Source organism: Skermanella sp., from assembly GCF_059503625.1.
In genome coordinates, this window is the sequence record NZ_JCACHA010000560.1 from 16,189 (window position 1) to 23,307 (window position 7,119).

Genomic DNA, 7,119 nt, shown 5'->3' on the forward strand with positions numbered 1-7,119 from the left:
ATGGATATGCGAGAACGGGGCGCTGTCGTCCCGGACGCTGCTTCCGCCCCGATTGACGGTGTGGTTCCCGCCATCCGTTTCGATCCCGATATCGAACAGGTCCTTGAGCACGGGAACCCGGCTGAGGACCTGATGGGCAAGCGGCGCGTGGTGCTCCGCCCCCCAGCGCCATTCCGTCATATCGGACCCGTGGCGCTCCGAGAGCGTCGCCAGGGCACGGTCGAGCGAGCGGCCCAGCATGTCTTCGCAGGTCTCTCTGGCGTCCCCGGTGGTGACGTCGTCGCACCACTGCGGCACCCTGGTCAGGATATGGAGGACGAGCCGGGGACTGGCGCTCATGACTTCGGGGAACAGGGGGCCGAGTTCGTCGGCATAGAGCGCCCGATGCAGTTCACGCGCCCACCATTCGTAGATCAACGGCTCGGTCCGGTCGCGGCTCATCGTTCCGTCCCAGCCGCGCAGCATGTCGAGCGCTGCCTTGGCGCTTGGGGATACCGGGTTGGTCTTCAGCATCAGCGGCAGCAGGTCGCGCGCGGCCAGCGAAACGGTATCCTTCAGCAGCGATTCCGCCGCATCGACATCATGGCGGCGGCTTGCATCGAGGACCTGATCGATTCGGGCGGCGCGGTACCAGTCGTCCCAGCGGCTGGTCAGGAACCAGCGGTAGTCCGGGCCGGTGACGCGGTTGTTGGCGTTGACGATCTTGCCGTCGGGCGGGTTGAAGGCCTGCGGCAACTCCTCGAACGGAACGGCGCCGGTCCAGGCGTATTCTTCGTTCCAGCCCGGTACCGGAACGCTGCCGTCGCCCTGGCGGCGGGTCGGCACCAGTCCGGGCGTGTAGAAGCCGATATTGCCCTGGATGTCGGCGTAGACGATGTTCTGCTGCGGCGCCTGGATCAGCCGGAGCGCCGCCTTGAAGCCTTCCCAATCAGGGGCGCGGTTGAGCCGCCACAGCGCCTCCGCCGTCGTATCGCGGTCGCTGAGGCCCGTGAAGGCGAGGGAGATGACGTGCCCTTCACCCGCGGCCTGAGCGGCCCTCGGTTCGATATCGGACAGGACGGGACCATGCCGCGTCGTGCGGACAACGAGCTGTTCGTCTGGCGCGTCCTTCACCTTGATCGTTTCGGTCCGCTGGCCGAACGGGCGGGGACCGTCGGGCGTCAGGTATCTGCCGGGATCGGCCCGATCCAGCCGCTCGACGTAAAGGTCCTGAACGTCGCTTCCGGTGGTGGTGAAGCCCCAGGAGATCCTGTCGTTGCGTCCCAGGACGGTGAAGGGCACTCCGGGTACCGTGGCGCCGGTAACGGACAGTCCGGGCGCTTCTATCCGCGCCAGATACCAGAGCGCCGGCGCGCCCAGTTGCAGATGCGGGTCGTTGGCGAGCACCGGCTTGCCGGTGCCGCTGCGCTCTCCCGAAACGACCCATTCGTTGGAGGCGGTCGCGGGGCCGAGCGGCGGGGGCAGGGACGCATGAAGCCGGTCGAAGTCCAGATCGACCAGTTCCGATGCGAGCGTCACGGAGGCGCCGGCCGGGTAGTCCGGATACATCTGGCGGATCGTCTCGGCGGGGAACTTCTGCATCAGGCGGGCGCGCAGCAGCTCGTCATTGTAGTTGCCGCTCAACTGGAGCGCCATCAGCTTGCCCCAGAGCAGGCTGTCGGCCGGCTTCCACGGCTCCGGCTCGTAGCGCAGCACCTGGAACTCGAGCGGGAGCGGGCCGCCATGGCTGCCGAGCCAGGCATTGACCCCGGCGGAGTAGGAGTCGAGTGCCTGCCGGACTCCGGGCGCCAGGGCTTGAAGGCTCGCTTCGGCGCTCGCCTGGAAACCCAGCACCCGCATCAGCCGGTCGTAGCGCAGGCCGGCGCTTCCGATCAGTTCCGACAGCCGGCCGGCACCGATCCGCCTGTTCAAGTCCATCTGCCACATGCGGTCGCGCGCATGGACATAACCCAGTGCGAAGTAGGCGTCCTGCTGGGAACGGGCGAAGATATGGGGAACCGCATTGCGGTCGGTCGCGATCTCCACCGGGGAGGTCAGGCCGGGCAGGGTGACGGCGCCGTCAAGCTGGGGAAGGCCGGAGCGCAACCATAGCCATCCGCCCCCTATGACTGCGGCTGGTAGGACGATGATGAGTGTCAGCGCTGCGAGAATCGCTCTCTTCTGCCAACTCATCACCGCTCCTTCTTTGCCCCTGACCGAGAAAGCCCAAGCTAGCCCACGTGCCGGATCGGTCGCAACCTTAAGTGCGGCGAGCAGGGTCCGGACCGTCAAGCCTCTGATAATCCGATCATTAACGAAGTTTTCATCATGAAAACTCATAAAGCGAAGAGGTCACCGAGACAGCATCGGCCCAGTACATCTTCAATGATGGAACGCAAATCCATGCCCCTGGAAAATACCACTTTCGACTACGCTCACCACACCGGCAGTTATCCCGATGCGGCTGCCATGGTAGCGGCATTGATGCCCGAGCAGCCGGTCTATTGCGTGCGTCCCCATGTATTGCGGGAGACGGCCCGGCGTTTTGTCGATGCTTTTCCAGGCTCTGTCCTCTACGCCGTGAAGTGCAATGCGGAACCGATGTTCCTGGACGCGCTGCATGCCGGCGGCATCCGCCATTTCGACACCGCGTCCCTGCCGGAAATCTCAGCCGTGGCCGAACGGTTGCCGGACGCCTCCTGCTACTTCATGCATCCGGTGAAACAGCGCGGCGCCATCCGCGCCGCCTATGACGACCACGGCGTGCGGCACTTCGTGGTCGATCATCCCGACGAGTTGGCGAAGATCATGACCGAAACGCGGTACAGCCGGGATGTCGTGATCATCGTCCGGCTGGCGACCGCCCGAGGGGCGGCGGTCTACGATCTCGGCGGCAAGTTCGGTGCTTCGCCCCGGCAGGCGGCCGAGTTGCTGGAAACCGCTCATGGCGCGGGGTACAGGGTCGGCCTGTCCTTCCACGTCGGGTCGCAGTGCATGACGCCGGGGTCCTATACGGCCGCATTGCGGCTGGCGGCCCATGTGATGGAGTTGGCCAGGGTTCCGCTCAGCGTGGTCGATATCGGCGGCGGCTTCCCGGTCGCCTATGTCGGCCTGACGCCTCCGCCGCTGGACGATTACCTGGAGGCCATCGCGGCGGGGCTGAGCCAGATCGACCTGCCGGGCGACCACGAGGTTTGGTGCGAGCCCGGCCGCGCCTTGGTTGCGGCGGGCGCCTCGCTGGTGGTGCGTGTCGAGTTGCGGAAAGACAACTTCCTCTACATCAACGACGGGGTCTACGGCAGCCTGTCCGACCTGAAATACGCCGGCCTGCGTTTTCCCATGCGCATCCTGCGGCCTGATAGCGGCCGGGTCGAGGTGCTGGCCGAAGACTACGGCGACTTCAGCCTGTTCGGGCCGACCTGCGATCCGGCCGACGTCATGGAAGGCCCCTACCGGCTGGCGGCGGATGTCCGGGAAGGCGACTATATCGAGATCGGGCAAGCGGGCGCTTACACCATCGAGTTGCGTACCGACTTCAACGGCTTCTTCCCCGACCGCTTCGTCGAGGTCGAGGACGATGCGTTCCTACCAACGGATACGATGGAGCCCTGCCAGCGCTTGAGCCAAGCCGCCGAGTAGCGGCGTTCGTCCCAACAACATGCCGCATGGTGGAACGAGGCCGTATCGCGTCAAGTGCGGTGCGACCACCTCATTCCATCGTGTTCGGGCTGCATGTCCATTTCCCACGACTCCCTGTTCAGGGCCTTGATCGACGATGTGGGCCGGGCGGGCGTCCTGATCCGCGACTACCTGCCTGAGGTTATCTCAAGCCGGCTGGCCGACGAACCGCCGGTCCTGCTGGACGGCACCTTCATCGATCCCGCCTTGAACGCCAGCCAGAGCGACCGTCTGTTCAGCGTGGCGCTCCGCGACGGCGGTTGGGCGCTGCTCTACATCCTGTTCGAGCACAAGAGCGCTCCTGAGCCTTTCATCGTCCTGCAACTGCTGGGCTACCGGCGGGAGATCTGGCGGCGCTACGCCGGTACGAGCGCCGGCAAGGCGCTCAGCCTGCCGCTGATCATTCCGCTGGTGTTCTATCACGGCAGGCAGGAATGGAAGGTGCCGCTGTCGATTACCGAGTGCATCGACGCGGACCAGGAATTGCGGGAGTTCATGAGCGGCATGGGCTACATCCTGTGCGACCTGGGCCACATTCCCGACAACGAACTGGCTTCCGATGCGGAAGTCTGCGCCGGGTTGCTGCCGCTCAAGCATGTCTATCGTGGCACCGATCCAGAGTTTCTGCTCCAAGTAATATTGCCTCGGCTGAGCGACGGGACTCATTTGGAAGAACAGGTGATCCGGTATATGATCCGCCTGTTTCCGGCCATCACCAGCGAACTGCTGACCAGAGTCGCACGCCGGGTAAAACCGCACCGGGAGGGAGAGTTGATTTCACTCGCAGCAAAGGAATGGCTCCGCCAGGGTGAGGAAGCCGGGTTCGCCAGGGGCGAGGAACTAGGTTTTCTAAAAGGTCAAGAACTTGGCGTTTCGAAGGGTGTCGCCAAAGCCAAGATCGACTCCATCCTGGTCACGCTGGAAACCCGCTTCGGATCGGTTCCCGATGACATGGCGGTCCAAGTCCGCCGTTCGGCCCCGGAACTGCTGGACGATCTGTTCAAGCGCGCCCTGACGGCGGCGTCCCTGGAACTCGTGTTCACCAGCGACAACCGGCACTGAACGGTGCTGCCGTCCCGTTGGAACAGGGGCGGCGAAGTGCTACATTCCCGTCCATGAACTCCTTTCGAGAAAAGACCCTTCGCGGGTTGCATGCCGGCGGCTTTCACCGCATCGCCTATGCAGAATGGGGGCCTGAGGACGCCGACAGGACTGTCGTCTGCGTCCACGGCCTGACGCGCAACAGCCATGATTTCGATGAGCTTGCGCCGGCGCTGGCTGCCGAGGGGTTCCGCGTCGTTTGTCCCGATGTCGCAGGGCGGGGCCGCAGCGGCCGTTTGATCGCCGCCGCCTCCTATGCATTCCCTCAGTATCTCGCCGATATGACGGCCCTGGTGGCGCGGCTCGATGTCGAGCAGGTCTACTGGGTCGGAACGTCGATGGGCGGATTGATCGGCATGATGCTGGCGGCTCAGCCCGATACGCCCGTCGCCCGTCTCGTCCTGAACGATGTCGGCGCCTTCATGCCGGCGGCGGCACTCCAGGCGATAGCCTCCTACGTGGTCGAGGAACCGGAGTTCGACGATATCGCCGCCCTCGAGGCCGGCTTGCGCGCCCGTCTCGCCGGCTACGCCCCCGTTACCGACGAGCAGTGGCGCCGGTTGGCAGAGCACGAGGCCCGCGTTCAGCCGAACGGCAAGCTGAAGTTCGGCTACGACCCCGCCATCGGCGCTGCCTTGGCGGCGGCTCCCGTCCAGGATGTCGATCTTTGGCCGATCTATGACCGGATCGCCTGTCCGACCCTGCTGCTGCGCGGCGGCGACAGCAACCTGCTGACGCCCGACACTGCCCGAGAGATGACGACGCGGGGACCGCGCGCGGAACTGGTGGAATTCCCCGGCGTGGGGCATGCTCCGCCGCTGATGGCGGAGGACCAGATCGCGGCGGTTCGCGACTTCCTCGTCAACGCCTGATCCCGCACGAGGACCATAGATGACCGCCTTTCCGATTCCCAGGCCGGCACAGTCGGCCTGCGAAGGCTTCGACGACGAACAGACGCATCTGTTCGACTCTCTCGCCGGCATCCTGGCCGACGAGCCGACCTGGAAGCAGCGCCGCTCGGTCTTCTTCCAGATCATCGAGCGCCTGCGCAAGGCGTTCGAGCTCAATCGCCAGGACCCGGACAGCCGGGGCGACCTGCCTTTCATGGCCGTCCTGCCGCTCCATATAGGCGCCATCCTGGAGAAGCTGGGAGAGGAGGAGATCGTCTCGGTCGAACAGGCCGCGTTCTATCTGCTTTCCATCCATCCTGAGCACCAGCAGGTCGCCGACCAATGGATTCAGAGCGACAAGGCCAACTTGAAGGCCATGACGAAGTTCATCGACACCAACCCGTTTTACGCCAGTCTGCACCGCTCCTATGAACAGTATGCCGCCGATCCTGACGACCGCTGAAGCTGCTCCGCCACCACCGCTACCGTTCGACTTCCCGTCCTTCGTGCCAAGGGCGCCCTGGTGGGGGGCCGACCTCCAGACTGTGCGCAGCGTCCTGCTGCGCCAGACTTTTCCGCTGGAAGACTTCCCGGAAAAGCGGCTGCGGTTCCGGATGCCGGACCTCAGCGGGGACGTGCTGCACGGTATCCTGAACCGGCCGGCGGAACCGCGCGGCTTACCTCTGATCGTCCTCGTCCATGGTCTGACGGGGTGCGCCGAAAGCCACTACATGCGCGCCAGCGCCGCGATCCTGCTGCGGCGCGGCTTTACCGTCATGCGCCTGAACCTGCGAGGGGCGGGGCCGTCACGTCCCTTCTGCGTCGAGCAGTATCATGCGGGCCGGTCGGAAGACCTGCTGGCCGTGCTGGCGCAATTGCCGGAGCAGCTGACCGGGTCTGGGGTCGTCCTGATCGGCTACTCGCTGGGCGCCAATCAAGTCCTGAAGCTACTGGGGGAAGGGGCGCCCGAGAGCGTGATTGCGGCTGCGGCGATCTCCGCTCCAATCGATCTGGCCGAAACCAGCCGGCGGATGATGAGCCGCAGGAACTACATCTATCACCGGCGGATCGTCGCGCGGATGAAGGAGGAAGTCCTGGGTATGCCGATCCCCGACATCTTTCGCCCCATCGTGCAAGGCGTCCGGACCTGCTACGAGTTCGACGACCGTTTCGTGGCCCCGCGAAACGGCTGGAAGAGCGCCGATGAATATCACCAAGTCAACTCGGCGGTACGGTACATGGACGATATCCGCGTGCCGACGCTGGTGATACATGCGCTGGACGACCCCTGGATTCCTGGCGACGCCTATCTGAACTACGACTGGGCCGCCAATCCGCGCCTGACCCCGCTGCTGCCCCGCCGGGGCGGCCATGTCGGGTTCCACGGCGCTGACGGCCCCGATCCCTGGCATGACCGTTGTGTGCTGGAGTTCCTAAAAGGCTTCGCCGCTTGAAGATCCGTCGCCTTCAG

The 7,119-nt window shown here is 64.9% G+C and carries 6 protein-coding genes; 5 read left to right on the forward strand and 1 reads right to left on the reverse strand.

All coding sequences use genetic code 11. The features are described from left to right. Nucleotides 1-2,085: penicillin acylase family protein (locus AC5JJ6_RS12330; RefSeq protein ID WP_496042317.1), on the reverse strand; the 2,085-nt coding region annotated here is incomplete at its 3' end. A 297-nt stretch (nucleotides 2,086-2,382) separates the two neighbouring features. Here AC5JJ6_RS12330 and AC5JJ6_RS12335 point away from each other — a divergent pair. The 5 genes from AC5JJ6_RS12335 (at nucleotide 2,383) to AC5JJ6_RS12355 (ending at nucleotide 7,102) form a co-directional block, all read left to right on the forward strand. Continuing rightward, nucleotides 2,383-3,618: a type III PLP-dependent enzyme gene (locus AC5JJ6_RS12335; protein WP_496042318.1), complete on the forward strand. Its 1,236-nt coding sequence runs from the start codon at nucleotides 2,383-2,385 to the stop codon at nucleotides 3,616-3,618. Nucleotides 3,619-3,711: 93 nt separating this feature from the next. Next, nucleotides 3,712-4,719: an Rpn family recombination-promoting nuclease/putative transposase gene (locus AC5JJ6_RS12340; RefSeq protein WP_496042319.1), complete on the forward strand. Its 1,008-nt coding sequence runs from the start codon at nucleotides 3,712-3,714 to the stop codon at nucleotides 4,717-4,719. A 53-nt stretch (nucleotides 4,720-4,772) separates the two neighbouring features. After that, entirely contained in the window at nucleotides 4,773-5,630 is an 858-nt protein-coding gene (locus AC5JJ6_RS12345; RefSeq protein ID WP_496042320.1) for an alpha/beta fold hydrolase, read from the forward strand. Between the two features lie 19 nt (nucleotides 5,631-5,649). Further along, on the forward strand, nucleotides 5,650-6,111 hold the full coding sequence (locus tag AC5JJ6_RS12350) for a hypothetical protein (protein WP_496042321.1): 462 nt from the start codon (nucleotides 5,650-5,652) through the stop codon (nucleotides 6,109-6,111). Next, nucleotides 6,077-7,102, forward strand: a complete 1,026-nt coding sequence (locus tag AC5JJ6_RS12355; RefSeq protein ID WP_496042322.1) for a YheT family hydrolase — start codon at nucleotides 6,077-6,079, stop codon at nucleotides 7,100-7,102. The genes AC5JJ6_RS12350 and AC5JJ6_RS12355 overlap by 35 nt, the downstream gene beginning before the upstream one ends. Nucleotides 7,103-7,119 lie beyond the last annotated feature (17 nt).